Below are 19,700 nucleotides of genomic sequence, written 5' to 3'. Positions count from 1 at the left end.
GATTGATCAATACTGGTAACTCACGCTGAAACCGGCTGCTGGTGTGGCGGTCTTGAGTCCGTCCGGCTTCACCAATGCCCAACTGAGGAAGGCGTCGTAACGCAGCCCGGCGACGCCGCCGCGGATACCTGCCGCCGCACCGACCATCTTGTCGCCCAGCAGATACTGAGCGCTCGGGCCGAACACGCGTCCGGCGTCGAGCCCGACATACAGGGACTGTTTGCTTTGCGCCAGCGGTATTTCAAGTTCATTTCTCACGTAGAAACCGCGCTCGGCGGCCAGCGTTTGTTCGCCGTCGAAACCGCGCACGGTGTAGCGGTTACCGATGGAGAATTGTTCCGACTGGAACAAGGCGGAGCGTGTGGCTTGCGCCCGCAAGGCGCCGATGTAGTTGAACGATTGGCCGAACAACTTGAACGGCGCATAGAGGCTGGCATCGAGCGTTTGCAAGGTATAGCGATAGGTCGGCGCATCGGTGGTACGCGGCTCCAGGTCCGGCTGGCCGTTGAACCACGACACGCCCCAGCGATTGGCCAGCGTCAGATTGAGCTGGGCGTCACCGATATAGCGCGTGTGCACCCACGCCAGTTCCGCAAAGGTGGTATTGCGGCGCTGCACTTCCAGCTCGGTGTCGTCGACGTAGGAATGGCTCCAGCGCTTTCCGACCTTGAATTGCCAGCTGTGTTTTTGATACTGGTCGCGATAGAACAGCTGTTGCGTCGTGAATTCGAGGCTGCGCGATTTGCCGCTGGACACGAAGGTTTGATACAAACCGGCGATTTGCTGGTGATAGTCGTAGCTGCTGGCGTAGACCGAGAAGGTCCAATAGCCGTAGGGAATGGCGTAGTAGACGTTGCCGCCGGTCGTGCCGCGTTGTTCGCCCTTGCGATCGGCATCGGTATTGACGCCGAAGTTGAAGAGGTCATTGGCGCCGAGCGCGTTGTCCAGTGCAGCGTTCACGCCCGTCTGCAATTTGCCTGTGCCTTTGGCGCCGCTGTCATCCAGAGAAACGGTAACCTTCCATGGCTTGATGCGCTTGACGGTGATCACCACGTCGCTCTCGCCGGGCAAATCCCCGGGGACGATCTCCATGTCGACTTCCTGGCTCGGCACCCGCTTCATCTGCTCAAGTCCTTGCTCGATGTCGTGCAGGTTGAGCAGTTGGCCTGGACCTGTCGGAAAGGCGTTCTTCCAAGTACCGGACAGGGAGGGATCGGCAAAACGGATGGCGTGGATCACACCCGGCACCAAAGTCAGCGTCAGCGTGCCGCTGGACAAATCCTGCGCCGGAATCCCCAGGCGCGTCGTGCTGTAACCCTTGGAGAGAATCAGCGCCGTCAGGCGTTTGACGATCAGGTTGAGACCTTCCTTGCCGATGCAAGCGCCAGTGTATTGCTCCAGATATTGCTGAGCGAACCGAAACGGATCCTGCGAGAGCGTACTGGCCCCCAATGCGCGCATCGGCGCGGGCAGCTGTTCTGGAACATGCAAAGTGAAATGTTCGATGGCGAAACAGGGAGTTTCAGTCGGAAGCGCCAACGAATCCGGAACAGCCCCGCTTGTTTGCAGTTCAACTTTAGGTGCGCGCGCCAGTCGTTCGCGCTCGGCTGCTTCAGCACGGGCACGTCGGCGTTGCTCTTCACTCTCGGATGTCTGAACAGTCTGGGCGGCAGCGCCAAGGTGCACTGCTGCGCCGATTAATAGAAAGCTCGCGAAACACTTGCCGTAAGAAAACTTCTTGTTCTGATAATGCAAAACCACACCCCGGAAATTCTTATTGGTTCTTTAAATTTGTTGCCGGGCGGGATTTTATCCGCAGATCACATTCTTGATTTATGGGAATGTTAGTTTTTGTGAAGAAACATTGAAAATACAACAGCTCGCATTATTTTTATTATCATTTATTTATTATTTATCGATAACAAATTGAAATAGGAAAGAGATAAATGCATTTATATCAATAAAAACAATATACTAATTAGTATGTTGATAGCTTAAAACACACCGAAAAACGATAACTCTCGTAGTGTCAGCGTAGAGTTTTCATCACCTTACTCGCATTTAAATATTAAAAAAGATCCTCTTCGCTTAATCCATTTCTCAACATATGCCTGATAGCAATTAATGTTCTTGCAACACGTTGATGATGCCGATAGCAACTCTCCGTCAGATAAGTCAGCAACCATCAATCACTGAATCCACGCAAACGATAAGAACGCCCCACCGTGACAACGGTCGCTGGTGTATATCGAAAAGCCGTTTCATTTTGACGCTGGTAAAACTACTGGAAACACCTGAAAACGCCTCCTCTTAGCGCATCGCCTTCTGCGGTGTTTCACAATGTGGTATAAAGAACCTATTGCAATGCATCAAACACCGATATGAAAAAAGAAGCCCAAGACGAGACAGGCGCGATATCGATTCAGGTCATTGAGCGCATGGTGTCTCTGCTGGACGCTCTGGCAATGTATCCGGATCCGGTCAGCCTGAAGGAATTATCGGCTGCGACCAAACTCCATCCGTCGACCGCCCACCGCATCCTTAACGATCTGGTGGTGAAGCGTTTCGTCGACCGTTCCGAGCCTGGCACGTATCGCCTCGGCATGCGTTTGCTGGAGCTGGGCAACATCGTCAAGAGCCGCCTCAGCGTACGTGAAGCCGCGCTTGACTTCATGCGCGCCCTGCATCGCAAGACGCATCAAACGATCAATTTGTCGGTCCGCCAGAGCGATGAGATCGTGTACATCGATCGCTCCTTCTCCGAGCGCTCCGGCATGCAGGTGGTGCGCGCCATCGGCGGCCGCGCGCCCTTGCATCTGACCTCGACCGGCAAGCTGTTCCTGTCGATTGACGATCCCAAGGCCGTGCGCGCTTACGCGACGCGCACCGGACTCGCAGGACACAACAAGAATTCGATCACCGATCTCAGCAAACTGGAACGTGAACTGAGCATGGTGCGCGCACTCGGCTACGCACGCGACAATGAAGAGCTGGAACTGGGTGTGCGCTGCATGGCGGCGGGCATCCGCGACGACTCCGGCAAGCTGGTGGCGGGCTTGTCGATCTCGGCGCCGGCCGACCGACTGCAGGAAGATTGGGTGGAAGACCTGATCACGACTGCCGCGCAGATCTCATCGGCATTGGGCTTCGTGAGCCAGCAGGACGGCGCAACTTAATCACGCGGCTTGTCCCGGACCCGGGCAATAAAAAAGGCGAACCCCGGTTCGCCTTTTTTTATTCATCGGACGTTGCCGAGTTGATCTGAATCAGCCTTCGTCTGCACGTCCGCCGCGCAGGTTCACGCGGGTCAGATTTTGCGGACCTTGTTCGGACAGCCACTTGCGCATGCGGGCGGCATCGCCGACATGCGACAGCTTGCCCTTGGAGTCGAGGAACACCATCACCACCGAACGGCCTTCGATCTTGGTCAGCATGACCAGGCAGTGGCCTGCTTCGTTGATATAGCCGGTCTTTTGCAGGCCGATGTCCCAGTCCTTGCTGGCGACCAGACGGTTGGAGCTGGCGTATTGCAGGGCGTGGCCGCTGGGTTCGACCATGTATTTGGCGTCGGTGGAGTATTGACGGATGATCGGATAGTTGTAAGCGGCGACTACCAGTTTGGCGAGGTCACGGGCGCTGGCGACGTTGTTGCTGGACAGGCCGGTCGAATCGACGTAGTGCGTATCCATCATGCCCAACGAGCGCGCCTTGGCGTTCATTGCGGCGACAAAAGCCGGCAGACCGCCCGGATAGTTGCGGCCCAGTGCCGATGCGGCGCGGTTTTCGGAACTCATCAGCGCGATGTGCAGCATGTCGTCGCGCGACAATTGCGCACCGACGCGCAGGCGGGAGCTGCTGTGCTTTTGACGATCGACGTCGTCATCGGTGACGGTCAATGTCTCTTCCATGTTCTGACGCGCTTCCACCACGACCAGCGATGTCATCAGCTTGGTCACCGACGCGATCGGCAAGGCAACGGAGGAATTCTTTTCAAACAGGACTTGCGAGCTGGCCTGGTCGATCACCAATGCAACATTGGAACGCAGCGCCAGCGGATCCTGGGTCAGGTTCAGGCCGGCCATGTCGCCGGCGGTCATCACGGGAGGAACGACCGGCATGGTCGGCATTGCGGCGACGCGCTGGTAAACGACGCGGCGCTTGCCGTGTACGTAAGCAACTTTTTTGACGAGTTTTTCGCGGTGATCGAGGGAGGCCTGGGAGGCTGCGCGCTTCGGAGCGGCTTGTCGTTTAACGACGGCTCGCTTGACTACGGTCTTTTTAACGACTGTTTTCTTGGTATTGGCCGACGTTTGGGCCTGTGCGGGAGAAATGCCGGCCAGCACGAAAAGTAGCGTAGTGACGACAGCTAGCGCAGATTTAAGCATTGGTGAACCTCCCCCTGATTGATACATACAAGAAACTGTTGGCAGTGTAGCAAATCAAGGAAAAATCGCAAGATAATTAGGTAGTTAGCGCAACTATTTAAACAACTTTCTTCAGAAATGCGCTTTATTTTACTTTTTGGAAACCTACGCGACTTTTTTCTGTGTCGCGATACCCCTGTAATTTGCTATAACCAGACCCGCCAGTACAAAAATAAAACCCAAAGCATGATACCAGTGTAACGTCTCTCCGAGGCAGGCCATCGCGATAACAGACGCAAATACCGGCACCAGATGAACGCATTGAGATGCTCTGACGGCACCGATACGGTCTATGCCGTAATTGCATACCAGCGTCGCCAGGATGCTGGGAAACACCGCCAGATAAAAAACACCGGCCAAACTGCTTTGGCTGAGCGGTATAACGAACGCCTGCCCGCCTCCGTTGACGAGCATTGCAAAAGTCAGTGCAATCAATCCGATCGCCCCCGTCACCCACAGGTAAGCGAAGCTCGGCAAGGCGCGCGGGCGCCGCGGCAACAGCAGCAGATACAGGCTCCACATCACCATGGCCACCAGCATCCAGCCGTCGCCGCGATTGAGCTGAAAGCTTGCCAGGCCGGCGAACGAACCGTGGCTGATGATCATCGCCACGCCGTACAGCGACACGATCACGCCGGCCAGCTCCATGCGGCCAGGACGATGTCGATGCAGCAGCGCCGACAGCAGCAAGGTCCAGACGGGAATCGATGAGTTGAGCAAGGCGGCGTTGGTGGCGCTGGTGAAGTGCAAGGCGCCGAAAATGAGCGCGTTGTACAAGCCGGTGCCGAGCAGCGCCAACAGCGTCAGCAAGGGCAATGCGGCGCGGATTTCCTGCCGGTGCCGCACCACGTCGCGCAGCACGAACGGCGCCAGGATGAGGAGGATCAGGACCCAGCGCCAGAATGCCAGCGCCATGGGGGCGACTTGCTGATTGAGCGCTTTGCCGACCAGCATGTTCCCGGCCCAGAACAGCGCTGCGGCAGCGAGCGCCAGAACGGCGAGGAAGGTGGATGAGCTGGATGAGCGCGAAGCTTTCATGGGCTGGCGACGACTAGCGTGAGAAACAATGCCGCCAGCTTAAGCGCCGCCTCATCCTTGGTCCAATATATTATTGGGATGGATTTAGGTCGTGATTTATATTATTTACCAGACCTTATTTCTTGATCGCTTCGACCAGTACGGTGTCGATGTCGAAAGAATAATCGTCGCCGACGTTGAAGTAATCCCGCACCTCGGCAGGCGCCGCGCGCCACAGCGACTGAATCGCGGTGATGTGCTCGCGCGACGTGCGCATGCGCGCCACCCACGAAGAAAACTCCAGCGTCAGCTTCCAGCTCTTGGAAAACTCCACCTGCAAGCCGGTCTGTGCGATCAGCTTCTTCCAGGACGACATGCTGACATTGCGGACATGCGAGGTGTCGCGCAGCAATTCGATCGCCTGCATGTAGGTGTCGGCCAGCACATCTGCCGGTGCGGCAGTATCGATGACGATGAAACGACCGCCCGGCTTCAATACCCGCGCCGCTTCCTTCAAGGCTTGCGGCAGATTGCGCCAGTGGTGCGCGCTGAAACGGGTACAGACGACATCGAAGCTTGCATCGTCAAACGGCAGGCTGTCGGCGCTGCCCTGGCGGATCTCGATGTTCGGCAACTTGCGGTCTTCTGCGGCAATGCGTACGACTTCCAGCATTTGCGCCGACAAATCATAGGCAAGCACTTGCGCAGCAAACGGCGCCACGGCAAAGCTGGCATGGCCGCCGCCGCAACCCAGATCCAGCACGCGCGCTTGCGGATAGGCTGCAGCGTAGGCCGCGAGGTCTTGCAGATCTGCGCCCTGGGCATGTACGGCACTGGTCAGATACGACGCTGCGGTGGTACCGAATTGTTCTGAGATCACTTGATTATGGCTACGCATTCCTGGCTCCTGATGGGGAAGAGAGTTAATAAAAACGGCTGGGAAGTGCTAGTCTAGCGATCTTCTATTCTGGTACAAGTTCAGTGTTTATACTATTATCAAAACCAATAGTTTCACCCCACCGACTACTACCCTGAGGCGCGTGCCGCCCTGCCCGTCCACCATGCAAAACGAAGACATCAAACGCAAGGCACTCGGCGAATTCATCAAATCGCAACGAGAACAAACCTCGCCGGCGCTGGCCGGCCTCAGCCATCTGTCGCACGGCACGCGCCGCCGCACGCCGGGCCTGCGCCGCGAAGAAGTGGCCCAGCTCTGCGGCATCAGCGTGACCTGGTACACCTGGATAGAACAAGGACGCACCGACTCCATCTCGCCGCAAGCCTTGTCGCGCATCGCCGACGCCTTGCACCTGCCGCGCGCCAAGCGCGCTTATCTGTTTGAGTTGGCGGAAAAGAAAGATCCCGTGCATCAGGACGACCACGCCGAAATCGTGGCGCCGGAAATCCTGGACGTGGTGCGCAATTTCCGCCAGCCGGCTTATGTGCTGGATCGCTATTGGAATGCGCTGGCCTGCAACGTTCCCGCAAAGAATTTATTCGCCGGCTGGCTGAGTCCGAAAAGCGAAAGCAGCAACCTGCTCTACTTCACCTTTTGCACAACGGCGTCGCAAGAATTGATCACGGATTGGGAACAACGCGCACGCCGCCTGGTTGGCGAATTCCGCGCCGATTGCGGACAATATCTGGACGATCCGCAGATCAAGCAGATGGTCGAAGAGCTGTCTTCACGCAGCAGTCTGTTCAAACGCGCGTGGAGTCTGCAGGACGTAGTGGAACGCGAAGGCGGCGAGCGCCTGTTCCGGCATCCGGTGCGCGGAACCCTGACATATCAGCAAGTGAATTTTCGTGTGGCGAACCGGCCGGACCTCAAGCTGATTACGCTGATGCCGGCCTGATTTTGGTTCGCTTTATTTCCTGACGACGAAGGCGACGCCGATCACGGCGATCACCATGCCGGCAATACCGACCATGCTGAACGCCTCGCCGAACATCAGCCAGGCCATCACCGCCGTGGTCGGCGGCGTCAGGTAAAGCAGACTGGTGACTTGCGTTGCCGCGCTGCGGCGGATCAAGGCGAACAAGAGGAAAATCGCGCCGATCGACAAGGCCAGGATGGACCACAGCATGGCGCCGATAAAATGCGACGTCCACGTGACCGTATGCAGATCGAGACTGAAATCCTCGGCGAAAATCGCGAACGGCAGCAGCACCAGCGCAGAAGCGATGAATTGAATGATGGTGCCGGTGCGCAGATCGAAGTGGGCGCAAAACCGCTTTTGATACAGCGTACCGATGGTGATGCTCACCAGCGCCATCACGCATAGCCAGATCGCCGTCCATGACAAGCCGATCAGTGAAATCTTGTTGGCGACGACCAGCCCCACGCCGCACAAGCCCAGCCCCAATCCCAGCCATTGCCGCCTTTTGACTTGCTCGCCGACGAACGGCGCGGCGAAGGCGGTCAGCACCGGTTGCAAACCCACGATCAGCGCGCTCAGCCCGGCGGGCATGCCCAGTTTGATCGCCGTCCAGACACCGCCCAGATAGGCAGCATGCAAGAGCATGCCGGCGATGGCGATGTGCACGGCTTGCTTGCCGCGCGGCCATGGCGCGCGCAGCACCCACACCAGCGGCAGCAAAAACAGCAGCACCCCGGTAAAGCGCAGGATCAGGAAAGTCAGCGGCGGCGCATAAGGCAAACCGAACTTGGCGACGATGAAGCCGGTGCTCCAGATCAGCACGAATGCCAGCGGCACGAGATTGAGCAACTGGGGATGCCAGGAGCGCTTGTCCTGCTGTGGGTCTGACTGGGGATCGGACTGAGGACCGGATTGACTACGGGTGGTGACGCGAATCATGATTATCCAAAACGACTGCCTTTGTCTCCGCCGGAACGCGCCGGACGGCGGACCTCAGGTCGTGAGGCCGGCACAGCGCGATCAGCGCCAGTCGGCAGCGTATCGACTGGCAAGCGTAATTGTTTGTATGTGGACGGCGACGGTGTCTTCGATGTTTTTTCCGTAGCCGCCCGCCATCGTAACCGCGATCGGAATTTTTTGCTGACGCCCCAGTTCGAACACCAGCTTGTCGCGCTCGGCGAGGCCGGCCAGGCTCAGCTTCATGCGGCCGAGCCGATCGCCTTCATGCGGGTCGGCGCCGGCCAGATAGATGATCAATTGCGGATCGAAACGCTGCATCAATTGCGCCAATGCGTCTTGCAATGCCGATAGATATTCCACATCGCCCACGCCATCCGGCAAGGCAACGTCGAGATCGCTACGCTCCTTCTCAAAGGGATAGTTGCGCTCGCCATGCAGGGACAAAGTGAAAACGGAATCGTCGTTGGCGAGTATCGATGCAGTGCCATTGCCTTGATGCACATCGAGATCGACAACCGCTACGCGGGATACGCGGCGCTCGGCCTGCATCAGGCGGGAAGCGACTGCGGCATCGTTGAACACACAGAACCCGGCGCCATGATCGGCATAGGCGTGATGCGTGCCGCCGGCCAGATTGACGGCGACGCCCTGCTCCATTGCACTGCGACATGCGGCGATGGTTGCGCCCGCCGACCGGCGCGAACGTTCGACCATTTCGGGCGACCAGGGAAAGCCGATTTCTTTTTGCGCGTGATCGGACAACTGACCAGTCGACACCAATTCAACATACTTCGGATGATGAGCAAGTGCGAGCATGCCGTCGCTGGCGGCGACCGCTTCGAGGAACTCCAGATCAGGCACCGCAGCGGCCGCGCCCTCACGAATCATGCGGTATTTCACCATCGGGAAGCGATGCCCGGCCGGTAACGGCAATACAAAATGGTCGCTGTAAAACGCTCTCAAAACAGTCTTCTTTCCCTTTAAAAAACCGACGCGGAAGTATGTGCGTTGGCTTAAAAAAACAGCGCACAATCTTTTTAAAAATCGGCGACAAAAAATATTGACTTGTAAGTATTTTCACCTAGAATCTGAATTGTGCACCGCACAAATTCAGTTTCCAACAATACGCGTGCATGTTCCCTGAACCCTTCATTCTCTTTTTTTAATCAGACCAAAGGACCACGAATATGACGACTCTCACCGACCAATTTTCCGCCGCTACCAAAGCGAACTTCGAAGCTCAAGTCGCACTGTTCAGCCAGTTCGCAAACAAGACTTTCGAGGGCGTCGAAAAGCTGGTGGATCTGAATTTGAAGGCAACCAAGTCTTCCCTGGAAGAAACGCACGAAGCAGTCCAGAAGCTGCTGACTGCCAAGGATGCCCAGGAATTTTTCTCGCTGTCGAGCGCGCAAGCCCAGCCCAGCGTGGAAAAAGGCATCGCTTACGGCCGCCATGTCGCCGGCATCTTCTCCAGCACGCAGGCTGAACTGACCAAGACTGCCGAATCCCAGCTTGCCGAAGTCAACCGCAAGGTGATTTCGATGATCGACGAAGCCGCGAAGAATGCGCCGGCCGGTTCGGAAGGCGCGCTCTCTTTCGTCAAGACAACGATCGGCAATTTCAATGCGGGCTACGAGCAGCTCACCAAGAGCGCCAAGCAGGCTGCGGAAGCAATGGAAGCCAACGTGACGACAGCGGTTGACCAGTTGTCGCAAGCGACCGTAAAAGCAACAGGCCGCGGCTCGAAAAAATAATTTGAGCAACAAGCCTCACCCGGGCAGACATAATTGGATATGATGACTGTTCTGCCCGAATGCTTCATCACGTTGACACAGTTGTAACGCTGCAAGATTCTTAAGGTTTCACGCAACGACGCTTGTGCAAGACACGAATTCAGCAAAGAGGCGAAACCCCGTTTTATCCGTAGCGCCTCAGAGCAATCTTTGTCTCCTCGGTATCTGATTTTCCTCCTAAGATACCGTTTCTGATGCCTCGGTGAGCCGGGGCATTTTTTTGCCCCTCCCCTGTCCGGCGCACGCTTCTGCCCGGCTTCCATTGCACCATCTTTTTATTTGCTGTTCGGCTGATAGTCGGCGTTCAGTTTGCGCAGTCCCTCTTCCATCTTGCGAAACGCATCTTCCACCTGCGACGGCTCGCCCTTGACGCCCAGATCGATGTGGCGACGCGTCTGTTCGTCGCCGACGTGCGGCAAGCTGAACACTTTCACCAGCGGGTATTCGGCTTCGATGGCTTCCATCAGCGGCGTAACGGTCGATTCCGGCATTTCGTAGACCAGAACGGATTTCTCCGCCCAGGCCAAGCGATGGAACAGATGTTCATAACGCGTATCGAGCACCCATTCGAACATCGGCCAGGCCATGACCGGGAAGCCCGGCGCGAAGTAATGCGCGCCCTCGCCGCTGGCATTGGGCACGAAGAAGCCGGGAATCTTGTTATAAGGATTCGGAATGATCGAGGAACCGACCGGAAACTCGCCCATCTTGAGGCGATGCAGGTTTTCCGGCGCTTCGTAGTTCGGGGTGATGCCCGCTTCGCGCGCGGTCTCGGCGATGCGCTCCTGGATTTTCACCTTGGCGTCCGGATGCAGTTCGAGCGCGACGCCCAGGGCGGCAGCGGCGCATTGACGCGTATGGTCGTCCGGCGTGGCGCCGATGCCGCCGGTGCAAAAGACGATGTCTTCGCTGGCGAAGGTTCTCTTCAATGTCGCGGTGATGCGCTCCGTGTCGTCGCCGACATATTCCACCCAGGCCAGTTGCAGGCCGCGTGCGGTAAGCAGTTCAAGTACTTTGGGGAAATGCTTGTCGACGCGTTTTCCGGACAGGATTTCGTCGCCGATGATGATGAGTCCGATAGCCATATGTATCCGTTCACTCCTGCAGGTGGTAACCCGGAATTATGCCCTGATCCGAAAAATCAGGCTGGCTGATCGCTAGTTTTGGGTTTCAGGCGCCGCAGGATGATCGGCGCGCAGTTTGCCCAGGGCTTCCAGGCAATAGTATTGAAACCACAAGCCGGTGAAGACGAACACCAGCACATACAGCCAGATCGCACCGGCGGCCAGGATGGGGAAAAAGATCACCGACAGCGCCCCGCCCAGCCATAGCAAGGTCGGCGCCGCGCCCATGGTGCCGGCGATCGCGCCCACCAGCAGCAAAGGCCAGCGATGTTCGTGCAGGATCGCGCGCCGCTCGGCCGGTGTCGCATAGTCGGCCAGCGTGTCGTAGGCCATCACGCGATAGGTCAGCCAGCCCCACAACACCGGATGAATCACGAAGGCCAGCGGCGGAAAAATGGCGACCGGCAGCGTGATGATCCACGCAAAGACGAAGACGGCGAAACACCAGAGCGAGGTCCAGATGCTGCCCCACCAGGAGCCGCCGTGACGCTGTTCAAGATGCGGATAGTGGCGGCTGCCGACATGGCGCGCGATCGCCGGCACCGCCCACAATCCGACAAACACCAGGGCCGTCAGTATCATCAACGGCAGCAAGGCCCACATGGCGATCAAGGGGACGATCACCGTTTTCAGCGCGCCCATGTTGAACCAGTTGAGTATCGAGCCCGCCACGCCGAAGCCGTTATGCCCGACGAAGTAGTCTTGCAGCCAGTCGATCATCGGCTGCAGCCCCCACCACAAGGCGACGCCCCAGATCAGGATCGACAGCGCAAAGGGAAGCACCGTCAGCAGCAGCATCCTGATGTGCAGCTGCGACAGCAGCGCACGGCCGAATGAGGTTGCGAACAGGCGCATCAGCGGGCAGTCCGGCGAGAGAATTCGACGATGCGTTTCAGTCCCAGCCACTGTTGCGCCCAGAAACCGCGCCCGTAATTGCGCCCTTTGCCGGCCGGAGGCGGCAGCTGGTCGCGCACGCCGGTCATGGCAAACGCCTTGCTGAAATGCGTGGTGCGGAAGATGACGTCCCAGATCGGGAACAGCACCGCGAAGTTGTGCCCGCCCAGCGAATTCTTGCCGCGGCTTTCATGGCCGATGCCGATGGCGTGATGCAGGCGATGGAAACGCGGCGACACCAGCAGGTATTCGCCGATACGGCCGAAGTGAATGCGCACATTGGCATGTTGCAAACTTTGCAGCATGCGCGACGCCGACACCAGCAGGATGTATTGCCCCGGTTGCACGCCGATCGCCAGCGCAACCAGGCCCATCAGGACATCGCGCACCAGATCGTCGAGCAGATGGTTGCGGTCGTCGCTCCAGAGATTCATGTTTTCCTGGCTGTGATGCAGGCTATGCAAGGCCCACAGCCAGCGGAAACCATGCTGGGCGCGGTGATACCAGTAGTCGCAAAAATCCAGCACGACAAGGTAGAACAGGAAGCTGACCAGCGCCTGGTCGGTCACGCCGGGCCAGACGTCGTCCAGGTTGAAGGTGCCCCAGCCTTCCCAATGCAGGAACTCGCTGAGATAGGACATCGCCGGATCGAGCAGGAAGAACACAATGATGGAAAACGCGCCCAGACGATGCAAGGCAGTGTAGATGAAATCGTTCCAGCGCGCGTATTTGTCGGTAATCGGGTGCACCGGAATCATGGACTCCAGCGGACGCAAGATGACGAACAGCACCGCCAGCTCGCACACGCCGACCAGAAACCACTCAGTGCCGGTAAATGCCTCTTCGACGAATTCACCCAGGCCGAGCGCGAACACCGCGGGCTGAACCAGGGTTTCGAACAGCCATCCTTGGGCCGTGGCGAACAAATCTGAAAAGGTTTGAATCAGGTGCATCATGATCAATCAGTACATGTCTATTTAATGACGGCAGTCTGCTGCTTGCTGATCGCCGCCTGGTAGGCCGGATGGTCGCGCAAGGTGGCGAAACAATAGCCTTTTTGCTCCAATCCGGAAATCAGCGGCTCCAGCACCGCCGGCGCCCACGGGTCCTTGCGCGACCAGATGCCCAGATGCGCCATCACGATGTCGCCGTCCTTGAGTCTACTCAACATTTTTTGCAGCAGCATGGCATTCGGCCATTTGTCGCTCGGCAACTCATCGCCGGAAAATCCTGCTTCAGCCCAGGCCACATGAGAATAGCCGCAAGCGCGCCCGGCCGCCAGCAATTGCGGCGTCAGCTTGCCGCCCGGTGCGCGCCACAGATGATCCAGTTTGGCGCCGGTCAGTTCGGTGAAGCGATCCGCCACGCGCTGCAGCTCGCTGCAATACTGCGCGGCAGTCCAGACTTCTTTCTTGCCGGCCTGTGCGCCGAATTGCGGTTTGACCTCGATACGACCGTCCGGCAGATCGCGCTGGACGTACACGTGATCGAAGGTATGCGTGCCGAAAGCATGCCCCTCCGCCACCCGGGCCTTCCAGTACGGCGCCCAGGCCGGATCCAGCGTGTAGTCGCCGTGGATGGTTTTTTCGTTGGCGAGGAAGAATGTCGCCTTGATGTGGTGCTTGTTGAGCGTTTGGGCGATGTAGTCCGCCTGGGACTGGCTGCCGGTATCAAAACTCAGGTAGATCGTGCCCTTGCAGGAGGCGGCGCTGTCGGTCGCCGCCTGCGCCGGCCAGATTGCCGTTGCGACCGCCGCCGTGGCAGCCAGAGCGGCAAGCTTGCGCAGGCGAGACGGCCTGGCTGGCGACGGCGTCTGCATCAGAGGTCGGGAGCCCGATTGAAGAAATAGATGCCGTGCGGCGAGCGGCCGACCGGAATGACCTTCATGACCTTCTTGCTGGCCAGGTCGATCACCGCCACTTTCTTGATCCAGCGCAGCGTGACCCACATGGTCTTGCCGTCTTCGGTGATTTCCATGCAATCCGGGCCGCCCGGCACCTGGATGTTGCCGACGTTTTCCAGTGTCTGCAGATCGATGACGTTGATCGTGTTGGAGACGCGGTTGGAGACGTAGACGTAGCGCTTGTCGCCGTGTGCACGGAAATTGTGCGCGCCTTCGCCGGTACGAATCGTCTTGACTGTCTTTTGCGTGCGCCAGTCGATGACCTGCACGTAATCCTTGCCCATGATGCCGACCAGCAGGTATTTGTTGTCCGGCGTCATGAAAATACCGGCGGGCAATTTGCCGACCGGCATGGTCCATTTGACCTGCTGAGTCGCCAGATCGATGGCGCTGATCTCATTGCTGCCCTGCTGGGTGATGAAAGCGGTGGTGCTGCCGGCGTCGAAAGCGATGTGGCTTGGCGTCTTTGCCAGGCGCACGCGCTTGGCCAGTTCCAGATCGCGGCCGTCGTAGCGATAGACGTCGACGCGGTCCAGGCGCAGGCCGTTGGCGACAAACCATTTCTGGTCAGGCGAAAAGCCGATTTGATACGGATCGATGATGCCGCGCAACTGACGCTGGATCTCACCGGTCTTGGGATCGAGGAAAATCAGCTGGTTGCCGGTGGCGCTGGCGACGATCAGGGACTTGTTGTCCGGGGTCGCCATCAGATGGTGCGGTTCCTTGCCGACGGAAAATGTGTTGATTTCCTTATAAGTGGCCTGATCCAACAGGGTCACGGTGGCGTCGCCCGAATTGAGAACGACGACGACGTTGGCGTACGAAGGAGCAGCCAGCAGCACGCACAGCGACAGCACGAAGGAGAAAAGCCGGGAAATCCGGAAAAGCCGGGCAAAACTATGCAGCATGAAGAAACTTTACTTAAAAATTTTCGATCTTATCGTGCGTAACATCTGTGACAGCACGCCCCAGGGCACATAACGCCTCTGATGCCGATTCGGCTGACACGAGAGGATGTTCAACGGTATGTTTTGGTTTACACTGCGACCAACCCCGTTCAGTAACGCAGCATGCAGATGCGCAGAACATAGGGAAACCGGGCCTTTCAAAGGTCCGACCTCCCGAACGCGCGGCTAAAAATACAGCTAATCAGTTGCCGGCCGACGGCACAAACATACTCTTTGAAAGGAAAAAAATGTCCACTATCGCTACCTCCTCTGGACTGCAATACGAAGAAATCCAGGTTGGCACAGGCGACGAAGCCAAAGCCGGAAACCATGTCAGCGTGCACTACACCGGCTGGTTGCAAAACCCGGACGGCAGCGCCGGCAGCAAATTTGACTCCAGTAAAGACCGCAACGATCCATTTGCGTTCCCTTTGGGCGCAGGCCATGTGATCAAGGGCTGGGATGAAGGCGTCCAGGGCATGAAGGTCGGCGGCATCCGCAAGCTGATCATTCCCGCCTCGCTGGGTTATGGCGCACGCGGCGCCGGCGGCGTGATTCCACCGAACGCAACGCTGATTTTCGAAGTCGAACTGCTGGCTGTCTGAGTCCGTTTAGCCTGATATCCATTCAAGGAGAAGACGATGAGTCTGCAGGAACAATTTGAGCAAACCGTGGCGGAGTCCAAGAACCTGTCGGAGCGCCCCGACAACATGACGCTGCTGAAGATGTACGGCCTGTACAAGCAAGGCAGCAGCGGCGACGTGCAAGGCGAACGTCCGGGCATGACCGACTTTGTGGCGCGCGCCAAATGGGATGCATGGGCAGCCGTCAAGGGCGTGCCTCAGGAAGAGGCGCAACAGCAGTACATCGATCTGATCGCCGATCTGAAAGGCTGAAATCGAGGGCGGAAGAATGCCTCGCGGTTTCCGTCGTTCAGGACCAGCACAATAAAAAACCCGCCTCGGCGGGTTTTTTATTATCCAAGCGGCAACATGCCTCAGCGCTTCGGCTGCACGTCCCGATTCAGCAGATTCGGCGGCGTCTGCCCCGACAGCGCCGCAATCAGGTTATCGGCCGCGCAATTGGCCATCGCCAGCCGGGTCGGCGTCGAAGCACTGGCGATATGCGGCGTCAGCACCACGTTCGACAAACCGAGGAAGTCCGGATTGAAGGCCGGTTCGTTTTCAAACACGTCCAGCCCCGCCGCCGCGATTTTCTTGTCGCGCAAGGCGGCGATCAGCGCGGCATCATCGACAATGCCGCCGCGCGCCAGGTTGATCAGCGTCGCCTGCGGTTTCATCAGGGCGATGTCGGCCGCCTTGATGGTGTGATGCGACTCTTTCGAGTACGGCAATACCAGGATCACGTGGTCGGCAGTACGCAGCAACTCTTCCTTGCCGACGTAGCGCGCCTTGTTGGCGCGCGCCTCCAGCTCCGAGGAGAGTTGCGAGCGATTGTGATAAATCACGTTCATGTCGAAGCCCATCGAGCGGCGGGCAATCGCCTGGCCGATGCGGCCCATGCCGATGATGCCCAGTGTGGAGCCATGGACATCCGGGCCGGTGAAGCTGTCGTAGCTCCATTTCTTCCAATGGCCGGCCCGTAGCCAATGCTCCGATTCCGTCACGCGGCGCGCGGTCGCCATCAGCAAGGCCCAGCCGAAATCGGCGGTGGTTTCGTTGAGCACGTCAGGCGTGTTGGTAGCCTGTACACCGGCTTTGGTCGCGGCGGCGACATCGATGTTGTTGTAGCCGACGGCCATGTTGCACACCGCCTTCAGTTGCGGATTGGCGGCAAACAGCGCAGCAGTCACCGGTTCGCTGGGCGTGGAAAACAGGCCATCCTTGCCGCGCACTTTTTCCAGCAACTCGTCCGCTGGAAAGATGCGGTCTTCCTGATTCGATTCGACCTCGAAATGTTGCGCCAGGCGCTCCAGCACTTCGGGAAACACCGCGCGGGCCACAAAAATCTTAGGTTTCATGCTTGTCTCTTTTTATCGTTAAACAAAGAAGATGAAGGTCATCACGATGAACAGCGGCATCAGAATCGCGAACGACCACACCATATAACCGAAGAACGATGGCATCTTGATCCCGCGCTCTTCTGCAATGGCCTTGACCATCATGTTGGGCGCATTGCCGATGTAGCTGTTGGCGCCCATGAACACGGCCCCCGCCGAAATCGCAGCCAGCGTCGACGACAGCGTCGTCATCAAGGTCTTGGCGTCGCCGGAGGCGGTATTGAAGAAAACCAGATAGGTCGGCGCATTGTCGAGGAAGGACGACAGCAAACCGGTAATCCAGAAGTACATGGCATTGATCGGCTGCCCGTCGGCGCCCGTCACGGCGCGCACAACCACGCCGAAGGCGCCTGCCTCGCCGGCCTTGAGCATGGCGATGACGGGGGTGATGGTGATGAAAATCCCGGCAAACAATTTCGCCACTTCGGCAATCGGCCCCCAGGCGAAATCATTGCCTTCCCGCGCCGACTTCGGCGTCACCCACAGCGAAATCAAGATCACGGCCACCAGCGCCACATCGCGCAAGAGGCTTTGCAATTCAACCGGCGTGCCCATGATGGAAAATTCCACGCCCGACTTCCAGAAGCCGCTCATCAGCACCAGGCCGATGACCGCCAACAGCAAGACGAAGTTGATCTTGCCTTCGAAGCGGATACGGGAATCCGGCGTAGGGTCGAGCGCGGGCGGCAACTCTTCCTCTTTGTTCAGATAGTAGTGCCGGTCCAGCAGGTAGAAGATCGCCAGCAATGAAATGCAGACGAACAGCGTCTCCGGAAAAATATGCTGCATGGTCCAGAAGAAATCCACGCCCTTCAGGAAACCCAGGAACAGCGGCGGATCGCCCAGCGGCGTCAGCGAACCGCCCGCATTGGCCACGAGGAAGATGAAGAACACGACGATGTGCACGGCATGCTTGCGGTTGTCGTTGGCGCGGATCAGCGGACGAATCAGCAGCATCGAAGCGCCCGTCGTCCCCATGAAACTGGCCAGCACGGTGCCCAGTGCAAGCAAACCGGTATTGAGCGCCGGCGTACCGTGCAAGTTGCCGCGCACGCAGATGCCGCCGGCGACGACGAACAACGCCGTCAGCAAGGCGATGAAAGGAATGTACTCCGCCAGCAAGGCGTGCACCGTACCGGCCGCTGCCGCATATCCGCCGAACACGGCAGCGAACGGCAGCAAGAAGGCCAGTCCCCAGGCGATCGCAATCTTGCCGTAGTGATGATGCCAGAAGTGCTCGAACAGCAAAGGTCCGAGTGCAATCGACAACAACAGCCCGATGAAGGGAATCCCCCACAACACAGACAAGGTACTGCCATCAACATCGGCCGCGAAAGCCAGGTTGGGAAGCAGTAAGACGAGGGCCAGGGAGGCCGAGGTTGTGAGGAGTTTTTTGCGCAATTTTAGCCCTGTGGAATCGAGAAAAAAGCCGAATCGGTCGAGGGCACACTATACCAGCAAGACCGGCTCCCATGACCGGAATCGGCTTGCCTTAAAATATTTCAACTCGTGCAATTCCCTTGCGAAATTGCACCGCCGCAGGCCCCTACTTGATCTCGAACACCTGCCGCAGATACTTCACATAAGCTTCGTCGTCGCACATGTTCTTGGCCGGCGTGTCGGATAATTTGGCGACCGGCTGGCCGTTACAACGCACCATTTTCATGACGACTTGCAGCGGCGTGTAACCGAGGTCGTTGGTCAGGTTGGTGCCGACGCCGAAGGCGACTTTTGCGCGATCCTTGAAGCGCAGATACAGCGACACCACTTTGTCGAAATCGAGGCCGTCCGAGAACACCAGCACCTTGCTCTTGGCGTCGACGCGGTTGTTGTTGTAGTGCTCCAGCAAGCGCTCGCCCCATTCAAACGGGTCGCCGGAATCGTGGCGCGCGCCATCGAACAGCTTGCAGAAATACATGTCGAAATCGCGCAGGAACGCATCCATGCCGTACACGTCCGACAAGGCGATGCCGAGGTCGCCGCGGTATTCGCGCGCCCACATTTCGAAGCCGTAGATCTGGGAGTCGCGCAGACGCGGGCCGAGCGCCTGGCAGGCTTGCAGATACTCATGCGCCATCGTGCCCAGCGGCGTCAGGTCGTGCTGCATGGCGAACTGCACGTTGGAGGTGCCGGCAAAATGGCTGCCCATGCTGTCCTTCATCGCCAGGATCACTTCCGCATGCCAGCTGCGCGAAAAACGGCGGCGCGTGCCGTAGTCGGCGATCTTGCAGCCTTCCAGCAAAGGATTGTCGGTCAGCAGCGCGATCTTGTCGCGCAGGCGCGTGCGGCCGGTTTCATAATCGGGCGCGCGCTGGGTAGCGCGGAAATAGACTTCGTTGACGATCGCCAGCACCGGCACTTCGAACAGGATCGTGTGCAGCCACGGGCCTTTGACCTGGATGTCGATCTCGCCGTTGTTGAGGGGCGACGGCGTGACGCTGATGTATTTTTCGTTGAGATGGAAGAGTTCGAGGAAGTCGACGAAGTCGCTTTTGATGAAGCGGAAACTGCGCAGGTAGGCCAGTTCCGACTCCTGGAAACGCAAGCGGCACAGCGCGGCGATTTCCGCCTTGATCTCGTCGATGTAGGGGGTCAGGTCGACATCGTCATTGCGGCATTTGAATCGGTATTCGACCTGGGCACCGGGAAAATGATGCAGCACGACCTGCATCATGGTGAATTTGTACAGATCGGTATCGAGCAAAGAAGAAATAATCATGGGACCTGGCGACGCACCA

General features: G+C 58.1%; 19 protein-coding genes. 5 read left to right on the top strand and 14 right to left on the bottom strand.

From position 1 onward, the window contains the following. Positions 1-6 precede the first annotated feature (6 nt). Complete coding sequence (locus AKL25_RS07195) at positions 7-1,461, bottom strand: ShlB/FhaC/HecB family hemolysin secretion/activation protein (protein ID WP_240475668.1); 1,455 nt, start codon at positions 1,459-1,461, stop codon at positions 7-9. Positions 1,462-2,381: 920 nt separating this feature from the next. Between AKL25_RS07195 and AKL25_RS07190 the strand changes: the two genes are divergently transcribed. Further along, positions 2,382-3,176, top strand: coding sequence for an IclR family transcriptional regulator (locus AKL25_RS07190; protein WP_050476943.1), 795 nt, complete (start codon positions 2,382-2,384; stop codon positions 3,174-3,176). Between the two features lie 90 nt (positions 3,177-3,266). Here the strand turns inward: AKL25_RS07190 and pbpG are convergent, their stop codons facing one another. The 3 genes from pbpG to AKL25_RS07175 form a co-directional block, all read right to left on the bottom strand. After that, on the bottom strand, positions 3,267-4,385 hold the full coding sequence (pbpG, locus tag AKL25_RS07185; RefSeq protein WP_050476942.1) for a D-alanyl-D-alanine endopeptidase: 1,119 nt from the start codon (positions 4,383-4,385) through the stop codon (positions 3,267-3,269). 144 nt (positions 4,386-4,529) lie between these two features. Then, positions 4,530-5,462, bottom strand: a complete 933-nt coding sequence (locus AKL25_RS07180; protein WP_050476941.1) for a DMT family transporter — start codon at positions 5,460-5,462, stop codon at positions 4,530-4,532. A gap of 115 nt (positions 5,463-5,577) precedes the next feature. After that, complete coding sequence (locus tag AKL25_RS07175; protein WP_050476940.1) at positions 5,578-6,339, bottom strand: class I SAM-dependent methyltransferase; 762 nt, start codon at positions 6,337-6,339, stop codon at positions 5,578-5,580. A 163-nt stretch (positions 6,340-6,502) separates the two neighbouring features. Between AKL25_RS07175 and AKL25_RS07170 the strand changes: the two genes are divergently transcribed. After that, on the top strand, positions 6,503-7,297 hold the full coding sequence (locus AKL25_RS07170; RefSeq protein ID WP_050476939.1) for a helix-turn-helix transcriptional regulator: 795 nt from the start codon (positions 6,503-6,505) through the stop codon (positions 7,295-7,297). A 12-nt stretch (positions 7,298-7,309) separates the two neighbouring features. Here the strand turns inward: AKL25_RS07170 and AKL25_RS07165 are convergent, their stop codons facing one another. After that, a complete protein-coding gene (locus AKL25_RS07165) occupies positions 7,310-8,260 on the bottom strand; it encodes a DMT family transporter (protein ID WP_240475667.1) in 951 nt (316 codons plus the stop codon). 81 nt (positions 8,261-8,341) lie between these two features. Further along, positions 8,342-9,244, bottom strand: a complete 903-nt coding sequence (locus tag AKL25_RS07160) for a histone deacetylase family protein (protein WP_050476937.1) — start codon at positions 9,242-9,244, stop codon at positions 8,342-8,344. Between the two features lie 224 nt (positions 9,245-9,468). Between AKL25_RS07160 and AKL25_RS07155 the strand changes: the two genes are divergently transcribed. Continuing rightward, entirely contained in the window at positions 9,469-10,035 is a 567-nt protein-coding gene (locus AKL25_RS07155) for a phasin family protein (RefSeq protein ID WP_050476936.1), read from the top strand. Positions 10,036-10,349: 314 nt separating this feature from the next. Here AKL25_RS07155 and AKL25_RS07150 read toward each other — a convergent pair whose 3' ends face one another. From AKL25_RS07150 to AKL25_RS07130, 5 genes are all read right to left on the bottom strand, one after another. After that, positions 10,350-11,159 carry a competence/damage-inducible protein A gene (locus AKL25_RS07150; protein ID WP_050476935.1) on the bottom strand — a complete coding sequence of 270 codons (810 nt, stop codon included), beginning with the start codon at positions 11,157-11,159 and terminating at the stop codon, positions 10,350-10,352. A 72-nt stretch (positions 11,160-11,231) separates the two neighbouring features. Beyond that, positions 11,232-12,053 (bottom strand): EI24 domain-containing protein, encoded by an 822-nt coding sequence (locus AKL25_RS07145; protein WP_050476934.1) that lies wholly within the window; start codon positions 12,051-12,053, stop codon positions 11,232-11,234. Continuing rightward, complete coding sequence (locus AKL25_RS07140; RefSeq protein WP_050476992.1) at positions 12,053-13,039, bottom strand: sterol desaturase family protein; 987 nt, start codon at positions 13,037-13,039, stop codon at positions 12,053-12,055. Before AKL25_RS07140 ends, AKL25_RS07145 begins: the two co-directional genes overlap by 1 nt. Positions 13,040-13,065: 26 nt before the next feature. Next, the gene (locus AKL25_RS07135; RefSeq protein ID WP_050476933.1) at positions 13,066-13,911 is read right to left on the bottom strand and encodes a polysaccharide deacetylase family protein; all 846 of its coding nucleotides are present in this window, start codon (positions 13,909-13,911) and stop codon (positions 13,066-13,068) included. Further along, positions 13,911-14,903 carry a YVTN family beta-propeller repeat protein gene (locus AKL25_RS07130; protein ID WP_050476932.1) on the bottom strand — a complete coding sequence of 331 codons (993 nt, stop codon included), beginning with the start codon at positions 14,901-14,903 and terminating at the stop codon, positions 13,911-13,913. The genes AKL25_RS07135 and AKL25_RS07130 overlap by 1 nt, the downstream gene beginning before the upstream one ends. 287 nt (positions 14,904-15,190) lie before the next feature. Between AKL25_RS07130 and AKL25_RS07125 the strand changes: the two genes are divergently transcribed. Both AKL25_RS07125 and AKL25_RS07120 read left to right on the top strand, forming a co-directional pair. Then, a complete protein-coding gene (locus AKL25_RS07125) occupies positions 15,191-15,547 on the top strand; it encodes an FKBP-type peptidyl-prolyl cis-trans isomerase (protein WP_050476931.1) in 357 nt (118 codons plus the stop codon). 36 nt (positions 15,548-15,583) lie between these two features. Then, on the top strand, positions 15,584-15,838 hold the full coding sequence (locus AKL25_RS07120) for an acyl-CoA-binding protein (RefSeq protein ID WP_050476930.1): 255 nt from the start codon (positions 15,584-15,586) through the stop codon (positions 15,836-15,838). A gap of 101 nt (positions 15,839-15,939) precedes the next feature. Here the strand turns inward: AKL25_RS07120 and AKL25_RS07115 are convergent, their stop codons facing one another. The 3 genes from AKL25_RS07115 to pncB form a co-directional block, all read right to left on the bottom strand. Then, a complete protein-coding gene (locus AKL25_RS07115; protein ID WP_050476929.1) occupies positions 15,940-16,923 on the bottom strand; it encodes a 2-hydroxyacid dehydrogenase in 984 nt (327 codons plus the stop codon). Positions 16,924-16,941: 18 nt separating this feature from the next. Continuing rightward, a complete protein-coding gene (locus AKL25_RS07110) occupies positions 16,942-18,315 on the bottom strand; it encodes a sodium:proton antiporter (RefSeq protein WP_205627222.1) in 1,374 nt (457 codons plus the stop codon). Positions 18,316-18,508: 193 nt separating this feature from the next. Further along, positions 18,509-19,681 (bottom strand): nicotinate phosphoribosyltransferase, encoded by a 1,173-nt coding sequence (gene pncB, locus AKL25_RS07105; RefSeq protein WP_050476927.1) that lies wholly within the window; start codon positions 19,679-19,681, stop codon positions 18,509-18,511. Positions 19,682-19,700 lie beyond the last annotated feature (19 nt).

The organism is Herbaspirillum rhizosphaerae (assembly GCF_001189965.1).
In the GTDB taxonomy this organism is placed as follows: Bacteria; Pseudomonadota; Gammaproteobacteria; order Burkholderiales; family Burkholderiaceae_D; genus Herbaspirillum; species Herbaspirillum rhizosphaerae.
This window is presented reverse-complemented; position numbering and strand designations above follow the sequence as displayed.